Source organism: Pseudorhodoplanes sp. (assembly GCF_059499825.1).
In genome coordinates this window covers 77953-92793 of the sequence record NZ_JCABZI010000004.1, presented here as the reverse complement: position 1 = coordinate 92793, position 14841 = coordinate 77953, and the positions used below count along the sequence as shown (strand labels likewise).

The 14841-nt window shown below is 62.4% G+C and carries 15 protein-coding genes; 10 read left to right on the top strand and 5 right to left on the bottom strand.

Annotation, left to right across the window (positions count from 1 at the left end):
- The first annotated feature begins 192 nt into the window (after positions 1–192).
- Positions 193–1104: a class I SAM-dependent methyltransferase gene (locus AC5I5I_RS07065; RefSeq protein WP_495971333.1), complete on the top strand. Its 912-nt coding sequence runs from the start codon at positions 193–195 to the stop codon at positions 1102–1104.
- 48 nt (positions 1105–1152) lie between these two features.
- On the opposite strand, the gene AC5I5I_RS07060 is transcribed toward AC5I5I_RS07065, so the two are convergent.
- Together AC5I5I_RS07060 and AC5I5I_RS07055 are read right to left on the bottom strand one after the other, a co-directional pair.
- Positions 1153–2145 carry a sulfotransferase gene (locus tag AC5I5I_RS07060; RefSeq protein ID WP_495971331.1) on the bottom strand — a complete coding sequence of 331 codons (993 nt, stop codon included), beginning with the start codon at positions 2143–2145 and terminating at the stop codon, positions 1153–1155.
- A 7-nt stretch (positions 2146–2152) separates the two neighbouring features.
- Positions 2153–3046, bottom strand: coding sequence for a phytanoyl-CoA dioxygenase family protein (locus AC5I5I_RS07055; RefSeq protein WP_495971329.1), 894 nt, complete (start codon positions 3044–3046; stop codon positions 2153–2155).
- An 898-nt stretch (positions 3047–3944) separates the two neighbouring features.
- Between AC5I5I_RS07055 and AC5I5I_RS07050 the strand changes: the two genes are divergently transcribed.
- The 4 genes from AC5I5I_RS07050 to AC5I5I_RS07035 all read left to right on the top strand — a co-directional run bounded on the left by AC5I5I_RS07050 (position 3945) and on the right by AC5I5I_RS07035 (position 7838).
- Positions 3945–4799, top strand: a complete 855-nt coding sequence (locus AC5I5I_RS07050) for a septal ring lytic transglycosylase RlpA family protein (RefSeq protein ID WP_495971327.1) — start codon at positions 3945–3947, stop codon at positions 4797–4799.
- A 73-nt stretch (positions 4800–4872) separates the two neighbouring features.
- Positions 4873–6099 carry a D-alanyl-D-alanine carboxypeptidase family protein gene (locus tag AC5I5I_RS07045; RefSeq protein WP_495971325.1) on the top strand — a complete coding sequence of 409 codons (1227 nt, stop codon included), beginning with the start codon at positions 4873–4875 and terminating at the stop codon, positions 6097–6099.
- 45 nt (positions 6100–6144) lie between these two features.
- Complete coding sequence (gene tmk, locus AC5I5I_RS07040; protein WP_495971323.1) at positions 6145–6813, top strand: dTMP kinase; 669 nt, start codon at positions 6145–6147, stop codon at positions 6811–6813.
- Entirely contained in the window at positions 6810–7838 is a 1029-nt protein-coding gene (locus tag AC5I5I_RS07035; protein WP_495971321.1) for a DNA polymerase III subunit delta', read from the top strand. The genes tmk and AC5I5I_RS07035 overlap by 4 nt, the downstream gene beginning before the upstream one ends.
- Positions 7839–7879: 41 nt before the next feature.
- On the opposite strand, the gene AC5I5I_RS07030 is transcribed toward AC5I5I_RS07035, so the two are convergent.
- Positions 7880–8278 (bottom strand): hypothetical protein, encoded by a 399-nt coding sequence (locus AC5I5I_RS07030; RefSeq protein ID WP_495971319.1) that lies wholly within the window; start codon positions 8276–8278, stop codon positions 7880–7882.
- A 61-nt stretch (positions 8279–8339) separates the two neighbouring features.
- Between AC5I5I_RS07030 and metG the strand changes: the two genes are divergently transcribed.
- The 5 genes from metG (at position 8340) to mazG (ending at position 13179) form a co-directional block, all read left to right on the top strand.
- Positions 8340–9995, top strand: a complete 1656-nt coding sequence (gene metG / locus AC5I5I_RS07025) for a methionine--tRNA ligase (protein ID WP_495971317.1) — start codon at positions 8340–8342, stop codon at positions 9993–9995.
- Positions 9996–10014: 19 nt separating this feature from the next.
- Positions 10015–10452, top strand: a complete 438-nt coding sequence (locus AC5I5I_RS07020; protein WP_495971315.1) for a TMEM70/TMEM186/TMEM223 family protein — start codon at positions 10015–10017, stop codon at positions 10450–10452.
- Between the two features lie 5 nt (positions 10453–10457).
- A complete protein-coding gene (locus tag AC5I5I_RS07015) occupies positions 10458–11252 on the top strand; it encodes a TatD family hydrolase (protein ID WP_495971313.1) in 795 nt (264 codons plus the stop codon).
- Entirely contained in the window at positions 11249–12043 is a 795-nt protein-coding gene (locus AC5I5I_RS07010; RefSeq protein ID WP_495971311.1) for an MBL fold metallo-hydrolase, read from the top strand. The genes AC5I5I_RS07015 and AC5I5I_RS07010 overlap by 4 nt, the downstream gene beginning before the upstream one ends.
- 245 nt (positions 12044–12288) lie before the next feature.
- The gene (mazG, locus tag AC5I5I_RS07005; protein ID WP_495971335.1) at positions 12289–13179 is read left to right on the top strand and encodes a nucleoside triphosphate pyrophosphohydrolase; all 891 of its coding nucleotides are present in this window, start codon (positions 12289–12291) and stop codon (positions 13177–13179) included.
- Here mazG and hflX read toward each other — a convergent pair.
- Positions 13137–14507 (bottom strand): GTPase HflX, encoded by a 1371-nt coding sequence (gene hflX / locus AC5I5I_RS07000; protein ID WP_495971309.1) that lies wholly within the window; start codon positions 14505–14507, stop codon positions 13137–13139. The genes mazG and hflX overlap by 43 nt on opposite strands.
- Before the next feature lie 41 nt (positions 14508–14548).
- Positions 14549–14806 carry an RNA chaperone Hfq gene (hfq, locus tag AC5I5I_RS06995; protein WP_495971307.1) on the bottom strand — a complete coding sequence of 86 codons (258 nt, stop codon included), beginning with the start codon at positions 14804–14806 and terminating at the stop codon, positions 14549–14551.
- Positions 14807–14841 lie beyond the last annotated feature (35 nt).

Below are 14841 nucleotides of genomic sequence, written 5' to 3'. Positions count from 1 at the left end.
CCCACGGCGGTTTTCAAGACCGCTGCCTTAAACCACTCGGCCACCCTTCCAGCGTTGCAATCGATAGGCTATCTGGCCCAGCAAGTGCGCTCGATACCCTGATTTGTACCGATCTTCTACCATTTTCGGCGGCAGACGGGCCGGTTGCGGGGATGGGCAAGACTGCGATTTGGTCTCATGGAGAGCTAAGGCGTGGAGCAGAAACTGAACATTGAAATCAGGCCTGAGCAGATCCAGGACATTTTTGCCTCCGCCATCCAGCGAGCGGTTCCTCATAGCGATGTGGAATGGGACAAAAGGTCGGAGCAGCTCAGCAATAAGGTGAACAAGAAAGCGCAATGGTGGCGCAAGTTGTTTCGCTCCGGCGACGTGGATCGGGTCCGCGACGTGTACGAGAAGAAATGGACGTCGGAAGCGGCGCTCGCCCGTTTCACAAAACAGGCCGGCGACCTCGATCCCATCGTGTGGGGGGACAGGCGCTATTTCGGCTATAGCAATGGCATCAAGCGCGTCCATTTGTTTGTGTTGATGCGCATAATCGAGACCCTGAGACCAGCGCGCGTTCTCGAAGTCGGCAGTGGGATGGGGCTCAACCTACTGATCCTTGCCGCACAATTTCCGGATGTTAAGTTTACAGGCATCGAGCTCACCTCGGCCGGGAATGAGATCGCGCAGACCTTTCGGGCTTCTCCAAAGCTGCCTGATCAATTGGCGGCATTTTCGCCCCTGCCGATCGTAAACGATCAAGCGCATCGCGCGGTCAGCTTTTTTCAGGGCAGTGCCGCGCAACTTCCATTCGAAAAGAACAGCTTCGATTTGGTCTATAGCATGCTAGCACTGGAACAGATGGAGGCCATCCGGGACGAGGTGTTTGGGCAGATCGCTGCCGTATGCTCGGGACATGTCGCCATGTTCGAGCCCTTTGCGGACTGGAACACGAGCCCCATGCGAAGGCATCTGATTGCTTCGAGAAAATTCTTTGCAGCCCAAATTGCCGATCTGCCCCGCTACGGTTTGGAACCGGTTTTCGTTTCCGAGGATATGCCTAGCAAACTCGCTTTTGGCGTCGGGGTCGTGGTTGCGCGCCGCGTACTGCAAACGTGAGGCGAATTAAATTCACCGACCCTTGGTAAGGTGCAGTCGGCTGAAGACTTACGACGAGCGATCACCGTTCGAGGACATCGCGTAACCAAAAGAACGAAGGTCTATCCCGGTTAGTTCGGCAGTTCTGGTATTCGACTCACGAAAAAAATCGGCAGTTCGAGCTTCGATGATTGTGTCCCAAGTTCTCGAGACCTTCCGGTGGCTCGCCTCAAAGATCCCCCAGTCGAAAGCTCTACAAATTCGCTCGCCGACACGTTGGCCTACGTTGGACCCAAGGGGGGTAAAGCCGTTAACGTAGTCCCTTCGCATGAAAAGGTTGAGGCGGCGACGTATACTAACTGCCGTCGGACTCGCTGATTTGTGGACCACCTCAAGCAAGTCGACGGGAAATGTTTCGATCTGGCGGAGCTTGCAAAACGCAAGCAGCCTGTTGACGTAGTTCAACGGATCTCGCCTGAGCTCCTCGTAGGCGAGGACCAGAACATTCTCCGCACCGAACAGGCTACGATATAATTCCAACAGGACGTCATAACGGAAATGGTCCAGCCTGAAGCTGGGACCCCGCGTTTCCTTGCTGCTGATGTATTCGTCGAGTCCGATGAGCCCCCCGGCATTGATGAATTGAATGTAGGACGACCGGATGATGCTCCGCTGCTCGCGTATGCAGATGAGCACACGCGCCTCGGGAAAAATCTTCGCCAGGCGATGAGCAATGTCGTAGCGGTCGTACCCTCCGAAAAGCGGATTGCCCGAAAACTTCTCGGAGGAAAGGACCGGTTGCACACCTGCGGGTGCTGTCAGCCTGTCCGTGAAATACTCGCGAAGCTTCTCTGCGTCGAAATCTGGAGGGTAGTCCTTCCAGACGTCTTGATATTTCCGACGCTCAAAGAGCTCCCTATTCCAATGGCCGAATCCGAAATGGATAGAGCCCAGAATGTTTTTCTGCAGCCAGGTCGTTCCGGTCTTGTGCAGGCCAATGTGAATCAGGGGCCTATTTGGATCGACTGCTTCGTGCACTTCGTCGCTGGCACGCACCTCCATCGGTCGGCTAGTCCTCTCCGATGAGGACGGGCACACCTTTCTTGCCCTGCTTTCTTTTGGCCTTCAACGAGACGTCCGGGTCCGGCGTGTACTGAATCATGATCACCACTCGGCGTTCGGTTTTCGTCCGGCTCCCGAAATGGAGACATCTTGACGTATCGACAAAAGCACCGGTTCCCGGCGGTCCAACCAACTCGATCAAGGCCGGTCGTGGCACTGATGCGAAAACGGCGTCGTCGGTAAATTGTCCCGTGCCCCAGGAGAGCCCGGCTGCTTCCGAGACATCCGCCGGCACGAAGGTGAGCGGGCCATTCTCGGCAGTGACCATATTCACGTTGATGAAGCATTTGAGTTGGTGGAGATCGTTCATGTCGTAGTGAAACAGCTGGCTTGAATACAGCGAGTAGTTCTTCTCACTGACATACACACCGACCGAACGCAGTTTGAAGCTGGTTCCCAAATAGCCTGCCGCGATCTCCATCATGGTCGGATGGTTTGCGAGCTCTATGATTTTATCGCACCGGTCGAAATCGTCAGCGGTCATGACATTCGCAAAGAATGGCTTCTTTGATTTCGCAACCATATCGCCGCGCTCGTCAGCCAGCATTGCTGCTTGAGCGACGGCGCCTTCGAAAAGTGTCGGGCTGATATTTGGAAGTGTTCCAGGCTCGAAGACAGAGTAGCCCTGCTGCCGCTTGATCAGCCCGCTCAATGCGGAGATGGCTCTGATCTTTGCGACTTCGCGCTGGTTGCGACGCCAACGCGGAAAGTCAGCGGCGATACGGCGCGCGCGGATAAGACGCAAAGCAACTTTTGGCGAGACACCCAGGCGCTCAGCAGCGCGAAAGAAATAGAGATCGAAGTCTGGCACGGCAAAATCCAGGATGAGAGAAAGTTGCAAACCGCGACTATCGTTTTAGCCGACTAAAACGAGGTGGCAAGTTCTCTTACGGTTTTCCGACGCGAACAGGTGAGTGGACGTTTAATCCCAGTCTGGCTGAAAATTTTTTGTGCAAAGTCTTACGATTGGTGCAGTCATCGCACGTGCAACGGAGGCGCTGCCAAATATGCGAAGTGCGATTCGAAAATTAGAACGCTGACAATCTGCAGCCGCCCGCAATGCGCATTTTTGACTTCGGCATTCGATCGAACCGCCGGCGATTTTTCACCTCATGAAGTGAAGAGATTTTCAGACGCTACGTTTGCGCGAAGATGTGTGCATATCCTGAGCGAAATCGACCGGAGCCCACGTCACCGTCATCGATCGAACAAATTCTCGTCACGGCTGTTCTGAGGGCCGGGTTCGCCTCAGCCGAGCGTCAGCGTTCTCATTGGAACGAGGAGGGTTCCGGTGTTGCAAGCCGGGATCGGTCGCGACTTACAAGCGCGCACCAGGCTCGTCGTCGGCGTGCGTTGCTTGCAGGCGAATCTGCATCGCGCACATCGCTGACAGCTGACCGAACGCAAAAGCGCAACGGCGGGAATGGACGCCATGAGGCGAAGATGAAAGTGAGAAGGCTTGCGGACTCCGGATGGGGGACCCGTGCCCCCACCATCCTATGGCTTGCCCGACCGCAATTGCGAAAGGCGCCGAATCATTCCCGGATGCGCCGAACAATCTTCACGAACGCCCGACGGGCAGGGGGAGGTAACATCATCCTTGGCCGCTGCCATATGATACCGGGCGCCAAACGTCCCGTTAACCAATTGATTAGTCCGCCCATTTGCGTGGCGGTCGGGTCACGCTATGGTGAATCCGGGGTGGGGCCTTGCCCCCGACAGGTCAATTTGGGGACGGCATGCCGTCGTTTCGGGGGAAACGTGCGATCCGGGTTGCGGCGGTGACAGCTGCCGCGTTCGCGCTCGCCAGCTGCGCCTCGTCCGACAAATTTGCTCGCAAGGTCGACCCGAAATACGGCGTGGCGTCGAGCCCGCGGGTGGTCGAGCTGGGCGACCGCGTCCCCAAGGGCGGCGGCGTCTATCGCGTCGGCAAGCCCTATGTGGTCGCCGGCCGCACGTTCGTTCCCGAGGAAAACACCAGCTACAGGTCCGAGGGGCTGGCGTCGTGGTATGGGCGCGATTTCCATGGGCGGCTCACCGCCAATGGCGAAGTGTTCGACATGGAATCGATCACCGCCGCGCATCCGACCTTGCCGATGCCGTCTTATGTCCGGGTCACCAATCTGAGCAACAAGCGCTCGCTGATCGTGCGGGTGAATGATCGCGGTCCGTTCCACGGCAACCGGGTCATCGACCTCTCGCACAAGAGCGCCGATCTTCTCGGTTTCAAGGGCAATGGCGTGGCCAAGGTGCGGGTCGAATATATCGGCCGCGCTGCGATCGAGGGCTCCGACGATCGCCGGCTGGCCGCGACCCTGCGGCACGGCGAGCCGGCGCCGGCTCCGATTGTTGTGGCCTCGGCCGGCAGAGCCCCGATCGCGCTGCCTGAGTCGCCGCGCGGAATCGCGGTCGGTGGGCCGGTCCCGGTTCCGGCCGGACGCCCCTACAACCTCGGCGAGCCGACGTCGCCGCGCCTGTCGGACGCGACCGCGGTCGGGCGGTCGGAGCGATCCGCCTCACGCCCGGTTTCCGCGGGCAGCTCCATGCGCTATGATGCGCGCGCCGGATTCATGAGCGGACGCGGCCTTTATTAGACCGCTGCAGGACCGGCTTCACCAGGGGTGGCGAAGCGCGCGTTTTCGCGCACAACGTAGTGTTGTCGATCCGATGATTCTGTTGACCCGACGCGCCATCGGCGCTCTGGCTGCCTTGTCGTTTCTTGTCGCGGCAGCCGGCGCATCGTTTGCGGCGCCCGCGACCATTGCCGGTGGCAAGACCAAGGATGAAGGTTTCCAGACCGCCGCGCCGACCGCGATCCTGATCGAAGCGGAATCCGGTACCGTGCTGTTCGAGAAGAATGCCGACCAGCTGGTCGCTCCGGCGAGCCTTGCCAAATTGATGACCGCCGAGACGGTCTTCAACGAGATCAAGGAAGGCAACATCAAGCTGGAGGACGAATTCGTCATCAGCGAGGACGCGTGGCGCCGCGGCGGCGCGCCATCCGGCGGCTCCACCATGTTCGCGCCGATCCATAGCCGGGTCTCGGTCTCCGATCTGCTTCACGGCGCCATCATCCAGTCCGGCAACGATGCCTGTATCGCATTGGCCGAAGGGATCGCCGGCAGCGAGGAGGCTTTCGTGCGTTTGATGAACGGGCGCGCGCGCGAACTCGGCATGACGCAGTCGAACTTCACCAATTCGACCGGGCTGCCGGATCCGGAGCAGCGGGTCACTGCGCGCGAACTCTCGAAGCTCGCGCGGCACATCATCCATACCTACCCGGATTTCTACAAATGGTATGGCGAGAAGGACTTCACCTGGAACAAGATCCGCCAGTCGAACCGCAATCCGTTGCTCGCGATGAATATCGGCGCCGACGGACTGAAAACCGGCTTCACCAAGGAGGCCGGCTATGGTCTGGTCGGTTCCGCGGTACAGAACGATCTGCGGTTGATCGTGGTGGTGAACGGCCTGAAATCGGCGACCGAACGCGCAGACGAGGCGCGGCGTCTGCTGAATTTCGGCTTCAACGGGTTCGAATCGCGCGTGCTGTTTGAGCAGGGACAGCGCATTGGCGATGCTCGGGTCTACGGTGGCGAGGAACGCTACGTCCCGCTGGAAGCGCAGGGCAAGGCGCCGATCCGGCTGATGGTCCCGAAGAACACCACGGATCGCATCGTCGCTCGTGTCGTCTATCGCGGGCCGGTGCGGGTTCCGGTCGCGCAGGGTCAGCCGATTGGTGTGCTGAAGGTCTGGCGCGGCGACAATGTTGCGCTGGAGATCCCGTTGCAGGCGGCAGAACCGGTCGCGGGTGGACCGCTGCATCGGCGCGCGATGGACGGACTGACGGAATTGTTCGGCGGCTGGTTCCGCGCCGGCCTTCAAAAGCTATAAAGTCAGAAGCCGATATCGGCGGTCCGATCGGCCGGGGCGACCAGCATGCGCGGTAAATTCATCACCTTTGAAGGCGGCGAGGGGACCGGAAAGTCGACACAGGCGCAGAGGCTTGCGGAACGGCTGAAGGTGCTCGGGATTGCGGTGACGCAGACGCGAGAACCGGGCGGCTCCCCCGGCGCCGAAGTCATCCGGCATGTGATCCTGTCCGGTGCGGCCAAGCCGCTTGGCGCGGAAGCCGAGGCCATGCTGTTTGCTGCCGCGCGCGAAGATCATATCGCGCATACGATCAAGCCCGCGCTGGATCGCGGCCACTGGGTGATATGCGACCGCTTTGCCGATTCGACGCGCGTCTATCAGGGCGTGCTCGGCCATGTCGATCCGCGCCTGATCAAGCGGCTGGAAAAAATCACGGTCGGGCCGAACAAGCCCGATCTCACCATCATTCTCGATGCACCGGCGGAGACCGGTCTTGCGCGCGCCCATGCGCGGCGTGGCGACGGCGCCATCGATCGGTTCGAAAGCGAGGACATCGCCTTTCATGAGCGGCTTCGCGAGGCCTACCGGCAATTAGCGATCGCCGAGCCGGAGCGCTGCGTACTCATCGACGCCAGCGAGACGCCCGAACGGGTGACCGAGCGCGTCTGGTCGGTCGTGAACCGCAGGCTCGATCCCGCCACCGCGCCGCTCGCGATCGAGGAAATTGGTTCGTGAGCCGGGCATCGGCCGGCACGGATGATGACGGCATTCCGCATCCGCGGCAAACCGGCGACCTGTTCGGGCACGCCGCAGCCGAGCGCACCCTGCTGGATGCCTATTGCTCGGGACGCATCCCGCATGCCTGGCTGATCGGCGGGCCACCTGGCATCGGCAAGGCGACGCTGGCGTTTCGCATGGCGCGCTTTGTTCTCGCACATCCCGACCCGGCAGCACCCGCGGTTCAAGCCGCCGCAACACTCGCGGTGGCGTCGGATCACCGGGTCGCCGGTATGGTTGCAGCCCAATCGCATCCCGATCTGCTGGTGCTGGAGCGCACATTATCCGACACCGGCAAGCTGCGGACGGTCATCCGGGTCGACGACGCCCGCAAGGTGGCGTCGTTTCTTGGCGCGACGGCGGGCCTCGGCGGATGGCGGGTGGGGATCGTGGACGCCGTCGACGATCTCAATTCTGAAAGCGCCAATGCGCTGCTGAAGGGTCTGGAAGAGCCGCCCGCGCGCACGTTGTTCCTTCTGGTGAGCCACGCTCCCGGCTCGGTGCTGCCCACCATCCGGTCGCGCTGCCATCGTTTGCTGTTGCGCGCATTGGCGCCTGATGAGCTCGCGCGGGCGCTGGCCGCGGCAAAAGGAGAGGAGCCGGACCCGGCCATCGTCGCGGCGTCCGAAGGCAGCGTGAGCCGTGCGCTGTCGCTGTCGGAAGGCCCGGCGTTCAAATTGCGCAAGCAGATGACCACCCTGCTGGCGCGATTGCCGGCGATTGACATGCGCGAATTGCACGCGCTCGCCGATGGTCTCGCGATGGCGGACGCACGCGTGTTCGAAATCGTCATGGACAGTGTGAGCGACTGGCTCTCGGCCCGCCTGGCGGACTGCACTCACGACAAGGACAAGGCGGCCCGCGTGGCGCTCGTCTGGAGCGATCTGAATATCGCGGCGCGCGAGGTCGATACCTATAATCTCGATCGGAAGCCTCTGATCTTCAAAACATTCGGCCGCCTTGCCGATGCCGCACGCGGCTGATAGCTCTCGGCTCGAATTCCGCAGAACCGCGATAAACGCGGTTATTCTCCTCCGAAACCGCATCCGCTGACGGCCGAGTGATCCATGGCGAAAAAGTCGAAGTCCAAGCAACGCAAGACCGCGAAGAAGTCGGCGAAGCCAGCGGCCGGCGCGCGCAAGACCAAACGCGCGAGCAAGGCCAAACGCGCGAGCAAAGCCAAACGCAAGAGCAAGGTCGCAGCCAGCAGCAAGACGTCGACGGCGGCCCGGAAGAAGAAGCTGGCCGGTAAAAAATCGGCGGCCCGCAAAAAGCCATCGGCGAAAAAGAGCAGGGCACCGGTCCAGGCGACCAAAGTCGCCGCCAAGAAAAACAAGAAAGCGGCCGCAGCCAGGAAGAAGCCTGCGAAGAAGGCTGCCGCCCGCAAGGCTCCCGCGCCAACGCGAAAGACGCGACTTGCCAAGCCTGCGAAACCCGTAGCTCCTGCGGCACAGACAAATGAGCGGCCATTGGCTCCGGCGGCGGTGCCGGCACCGGCTGTGATCAAGCCGGCGCCGAAGCCCCGTCCCAAGCTTCCGCCGGCGCCCCAGCTCGATCTCCGTCCCGCTGCGACCGAGACGCCCGCGCGCCGCAGCTACTACATCACCACCGCGATTTCGTATCCGAACGGCGTACCGCATATCGGTCACGCCTATGAAGCCATTGCGACCGATGCCATCGCCCGCTTCATGCGCCTCGACGGCTATGACGTCTATTTCCTCACCGGCACCGACGAACACGGACAGAAGATCCAGCAGACCGCCGCGCGCGAAGGATTGACCGCCCGGGAACTGGTCGAGCGCAACGTGCCGCGCTTCCAGGCGATGGTCGAGCGGATGAACTGCTCGAATGACGACTTCATCCGCACCACGCAGGATCGCCACCATGCCTCGTCCAAGGCGATCTGGGAGAAGATGGAGGCCAATGGCGACATCTATCTCGCCAAATATGCGGGATGGTATTCGGTGCGCGACGAGCGCTATTTCGCCGAAGACGAAACCCGGCTGAACGAGCAGGGCACCCGGCTTGCGATCGAGACCGGCACGCCGGTCGAATGGGTGGAGGAGGAGAGCTACTTCTTCCGGCTCTCCGCCTATCAGGACAAGCTGCTCGACCTCTACGCAGAGCATCCCGACTTCGTGCTGCCGAAGGAGCGCCTGAACGAGGTCGCGAGCTTCGTGAAGGGCGGCCTGCAGGATCTGTCGATCTCGCGCACCACCTTCGACTGGGGCGTGCGGGTGCCCGGCAACGACAAGCACATCATGTATGTGTGGGTCGATGCGCTGACGAATTACATCACCGCGATCGGCTATCCCGATGTCGACAGCGAGATGTTCCGCAAATACTGGCCGGCCGATCTGCATGTGATCGGCAAGGACATCGTGCGCTTCCACGCGGTCTATTGGCCGGCTTTCCTGATGTCGGCCGGAGTGGCCGTTCCTCGCCGCATCTTCAGCCACGGCTTCCTGTTCAACCGCGGCGAGAAGATGTCGAAATCGACGGGTAACGTCGTCGATCCGTTCACGCTGGCCGACACGTTTGGCGTCGACCAGATTCGCTATTTCTTTCTGCGCGAAGTGCCGTTCGGCCAGGACGGTAATTACAGCTACGAGGCGATCGCCACCCGCATCAATGCGGAACTGGCGAACGACCTCGGCAACCTCGCACAGCGCTCGTTGTCGATGATTGCGAAGCAACGCGGTGGCGTGATGCCGGAGCCGGGCGAATTCTCGGCCGGCGACAAGGCCATGCTAGCGGCCGCCGACGGCATGCTCGAGGGTGCACGCGAGGCGATGAAAACGCAGGCGCTGCATCAGGTGCTGAATCAGGTCTGGACCGTGGTGGCCGATGCCAATCGCTATTTCGCGGCCGAGGCGCCATGGGCGCTGGCGAAGACCGATCCCGAACGGCAATCCACGGTGCTGTATGTGACGGCGGAAGTGGTCCGGCAGGTTGCGATCCTGGCGCAGCCTTTCGTACCGGAATCGGCCGGCAAACTGCTCGATCTGCTGGCGGTGCCGGCGGATGAGCGGGATTTCACGAGGCTAGGCGGCGGACACCGGCTCGCTTCCGGCGTCAATCTGCCCGCTCCCGTTGCGGTGTTCCCGCGCTATATCGACACCGAGGCCGCCAAGGCCTGAGGTGCGGCGGCAGGCAGCGATGACGGTGCTCTACGAAAATCTTAAGCGGGCCAAGCGGGCGCGGTTCAGCATCGTGACCGCGGTGGTCTGGTCGGTGGGCTGGTTTTACTGGGCCAGCGTATTGTGGACCGGCGGGACCCGGCCGGCGGCGATTGCGATCGTCATCGCGATCGGCTTGCTGCCGCTGGTGGCGCTGCATTTCTACGGCAACGTTTATGTGGTGCGGATTGTCCGCAACGGCGACGTGGCCGACATCACCACGCTTGGGCTCTACGCCAATCGCGATTTCAGTGTTCCGCTGGCGGCGATCCTCGACGTCGCCAGACCCGAAGCCACCGGGATGACCATCCGGGTCGCCGGGCGGCGAACGCCTTTTCTTGTGGATTTGCAGGCGGAGCATAGCGATATGAACGCAATCGCGGCGCTCGCCAATCACGCTGCCGCCAAAGGGTCCTGAACGCCATGCTGGTCGACAGCCATTGCCATCTCGATTTCCCCGACCTTGCCGCCGATCTCGACGGCGTGGTCAGCCGCGCGCGCGCGGCCGGCATCGGCCGCATGGTGACGATCTCGACCCGGGTGCGCCGGCTGCCGGATTTGCTTGCGATCACCGAACGCCACGGCGACGTATTCTGTTCGGTCGGTACGCATCCGCATCACGCCCATGAGGAACTGGACATTACGGCCGCCGATCTGATCGCGAAATCCGCCCATCCCAAGGTGGTTGCCATTGGCGAAGCCGGGCTCGATTATTTCTACGACAAATCCCCACGCCCGGCCCAGGAGCAAGGCTTCCGCGCCCATATCGCCGCCGCGCGCGCAACCGGACTGCCGCTGGTGATCCATTCCCGCGAGGCCGACGAGGACATGGCGCGCATCCTGGAAGAGGAAATGGGGAAGGGGGCCTTCCCTGCCGTTCTGCATTGCTTCACCGGCGGCGCCGAGCTTGCACGGCGCGCGATTGCGCTCGGCCTGCATATCTCCTTCACCGGCATCCTGACCTTCAAAGCCTCGCAGGCACTGCGCGACATCGCGGCCTCGCTGCCGGCGGACCGCATTCTGGTCGAGACCGACGCGCCGTACCTGGCGCCCGGCAAATATCGCGGCAAGCGCAACGAGCCGGCCTATGTGGTCGAGACCGCAAGGACGCTGGCCGAAACGCGCGGCGTCTCGGCGGCGCAGATCGCCGAGCAGACCACCGAGAACTTCTTCCGCCTTTTCAACAAGGTGCCGCGTAACATCTCAGCCGCCGCATGAGCACGATCGTCACGATTCTCGGCTGTGGCTCGTCCGGCGGCGTACCGCGCCCGGCGCTGGGCTGGGGCGCGTGCAATCCGGACAATCCGAGAAACCGGCGGCGTCGCTGTTCGATCCTGGTCGAGCAGGCCGGCCCCGCCGGAACGACCTCCGTGCTGGTGGATACGTCGCCGGACCTTCGCGAGCAGCTTCTGGATGCGAACGTCACCAAGCTCGACGGCGTGCTGTTCACCCATGAGCATGCCGACCACACCCACGGCATCGACGATCTGCGTGGATTGTTCATCAAGCATCGCCGCCGCATCGATGCCTATCTCGACGAGCCGACATCGCGGTCGCTGCACGCGCGCTTCGGCTATTGCTTCATGACGCCGCCCGGCAGCGCGTATCCGCCGATCCTGACCGAGCACCGGATCCGGCCCGGCGAGCCGGTCTCGATCCAGGGCGATGGCGGCGCCGTGACCGCGCTGCCGGTGCTGCTCGACCACGGCGACATTCCATGCCTCGGCTTCCGGTTCGGCGGCATCGCATACACGGCCGACCTGGTCGGGATGCCCGATGAGAGCGCGGAGGCGCTGACCGGGCTCGATGTCTGGATCGTGGACGCGCTGCGCCATACGCCGCATCCGAGCCATTTCTCGCTGTCGGACGCGCTCGACTGGATCGGCAGGCTGAAGCCGAAGCGGGCGATCCTGACCAACATGCACACCGACCTGGATTACGACGCGCTGCGCGAGGCGCTGCCGCCGCATGTCGAGCCGGGCTATGACGGCCTGCAGATTTCCGCTTGAGATGGCTGCCGCGGCCTGTTCGGAGATCGACGCAAGCCATTGTGTTAAAACGGGTTTGCCGTCACGAGGCAGCGCAGATAGCGATCCAAGTGCTTGGGCCACGGCCTAAACAGCCTATCTAACAATATTCCATAATATGTCTTATGCGAATCGGGGATTGCGGTTCCTGGCTCCTGGGGACGGCGCTCGATAAAGGCTTGTGTTGAACGCCACCGCACCGGCAGATCGTCTTCATGACCTCCGCCATCAAGCCCTCCCGCGACCTCCAGCGCCTGATCGATATCATGGCGGCGCTTCGCACGCCGGTCACCGGTTGCCCGTGGGACCTGAAGCAGGATTTTGGGTCGATAGCGCCATACACCATCGAGGAAGCCTACGAGGTCGCGGATGCAATCGCGCGCGGCGATCTCGACGACCTGAAGGACGAACTCGGCGACCTGCTGCTGCAGGTGGTCTTCCACGCGCGGATGGCCGAAGAGCAAGGCAGCTTTGCCTTCGATGATGTGGTGCTGGCGATCACCGAAAAGCTGATCCGGCGGCATCCGCATGTGTTCGGCGATACGGCCGAGCTGACGCCCGACGAAGTCAAAGGTCTGTGGGACAGGATTAAGGCCGAAGAGAAAGCCGAGCGCCGGCAACGGCGAGGCCGTGACGACGAAGCGGGCGCCCTCGCCGGCATTCCCGTCGGCATGCCGGCGTTGACGCGCGCGCTCAAGCTTCAGCAGAAGGCCTCGAAGGTCGGCTTCGACTGGAACGATCCGAAGTCGGTTCTGGCGAAGATCCGCGAGGAAGCGGATGAACTTGAGGCGGCGCTGTCCGGCATGCACAAGGACGCCGCCGCGGACGAGATCGGCGATTTGTTCTTCGCGCTGGTCAACCTCGCCCGGCATCTCGACGTCGATCCGGATGCAGCCTTGCGCGGCACCAATGCGAAATTCGAACGACGCTTCGCCTTCATCGAGGCGGCGCTGTCGCGTCTTGGCAGGACGCCGCAGGATGCCACCCTGGCGGAGATGGATGCGCTTTGGGATCAGGCCAAGGTGGACGAAAGAAAAGCGAACCAGAGGGAGCCGGCCGAAGGCGGTGTTGCCGCTCAGGAGACCGGTATAGCACCGGCAAAGCGCGTCCGGACCTGACCGGCCTTGACCGGATCGGCGCGCACGCTCAAGGCCACCTTGCCGTCTTCCAGCGATGTTCGGGCGATCACTTCGGTGTTGCGGTGGAGCCAGGACAAGCCTGCGCCGTCTGCGCCGTCCAGCACCAGGTCGAGCACGATCCGGGTCTCTGCGAGGCGTGCTTCGATGGCGGCCAGCAACGTATCGATGCCCTCGCCCGTCAGCGCCGATACCAGGATCGGCTGCTGATCAGGCGCTACGCGCGCGGCCATGTTGTCGACCCGCGCCCGCGACTCGGCGTCCAGTGCATCGATCTTGTTCCAGACTTCGATCACGCGGCCGCGTCGCGCTTCATCGATCCCGAGCGCTTTCAGCACCTCCTGCACGTCCTCGAGCTGCGCCTCGGTATCCTCGTGCGAAATATCCCGGACATGCAGGATGACGTCGGCCTCGGTCACCTCCTCCAGCGTGGCGCGGAACGCCGCGACCAGCATCGTCGGCAATTCGGAAATGAAGCCCACGGTATCGGACAGGATGACGCGCGTGCCGTGCGGAAGGTCGATCGCCCGCAGCGTCGGGTCGAGGGTCGCGAACAGCATGTCGGCCTCGAGCACCTTCGCCCGCGTCATGCGGTTGAACAGGGTCGACTTGCCGGCATTGGTGTAACCGACCAGGGCCGCGATCGGGTAAGGCACCCTCGCCCGGCTGGCGCGATGCAGCTTGCGCCGCTTCTTGACCTTTTCCAGTTCGGCCTCGATCCGCGCGATGCGTTCCTCGATGACGCGCCTGTCGGCTTCGATCTGGGTCTCGCCCGGGCCGCCGAGAAAGCCGAAGCCGCCGCGCTGCCGCTCCAGATGGGTCCACGAGCGGACCAGCCGGCTCTTCTGATAGGTCAGATGCGCAAGCTCGACCTGCAGCACGCCCTCCTTGGTCTGGGCGCGCTTGCCGAAGATCTCGAGGATCAGCCCGGTGCGGTCCAGCACCTTCGCGGACCAGGCCTTTTCCAGATTGCGCTGCTGCACCGGCGACAGCGCGCAGTCCATCACCACAAGCCCGATGTCATGCGCTTTGACGAGGCCGGCAATCTCCTCGACCTTGCCCTTGCCGATAAAGGTCGCGGGCCGGATCTCGCTCAGCGCGACGATCCCGGTGTCGATCACGTCGAGATCGATCGCGAGCGCGAGCCCGGCGGCCTCCTCCATGCGCGCCTGCGGCGACCGCATGGCGCTGCCCGCCGTCGATTTCTGCTGGCGCAGATAGGGTCCGATGACCAGCGCACGGCCGGTGGTCTTGCCCGGATCGTCCGTGCTCAACTGGCCCGCATTCTGCTCGCGACGGCGTGGCTGCAACGCGAATCCCGGTTCGGCGCTAGGAGCTCAGATTGGCCACTCTAGCCCTTCTCGCCGGCGCCTTCCTCGGCACCCTCGAACAGTTGGATCGGGTGTCCCGGCATGATGGTCGATATGGCATGTTTGTAGACCAGCTGCGAGTGCCCGTCCCGCCGCAGCAGCACGCAGAAATTGTCGAACCATGTCACGACGCCCTGCAGCTTGACGCCGTTCACGAGGAAGATCGTGAGCGGAATCTTGGCCTTGCGGACGTGGTTGAGGAAAGTGTCCTGGAGGTTTTGTTGTCGTTCGGCGGCCATGGCCGTTCGTTCCATTTTCTTGCCCGCGGACCCCG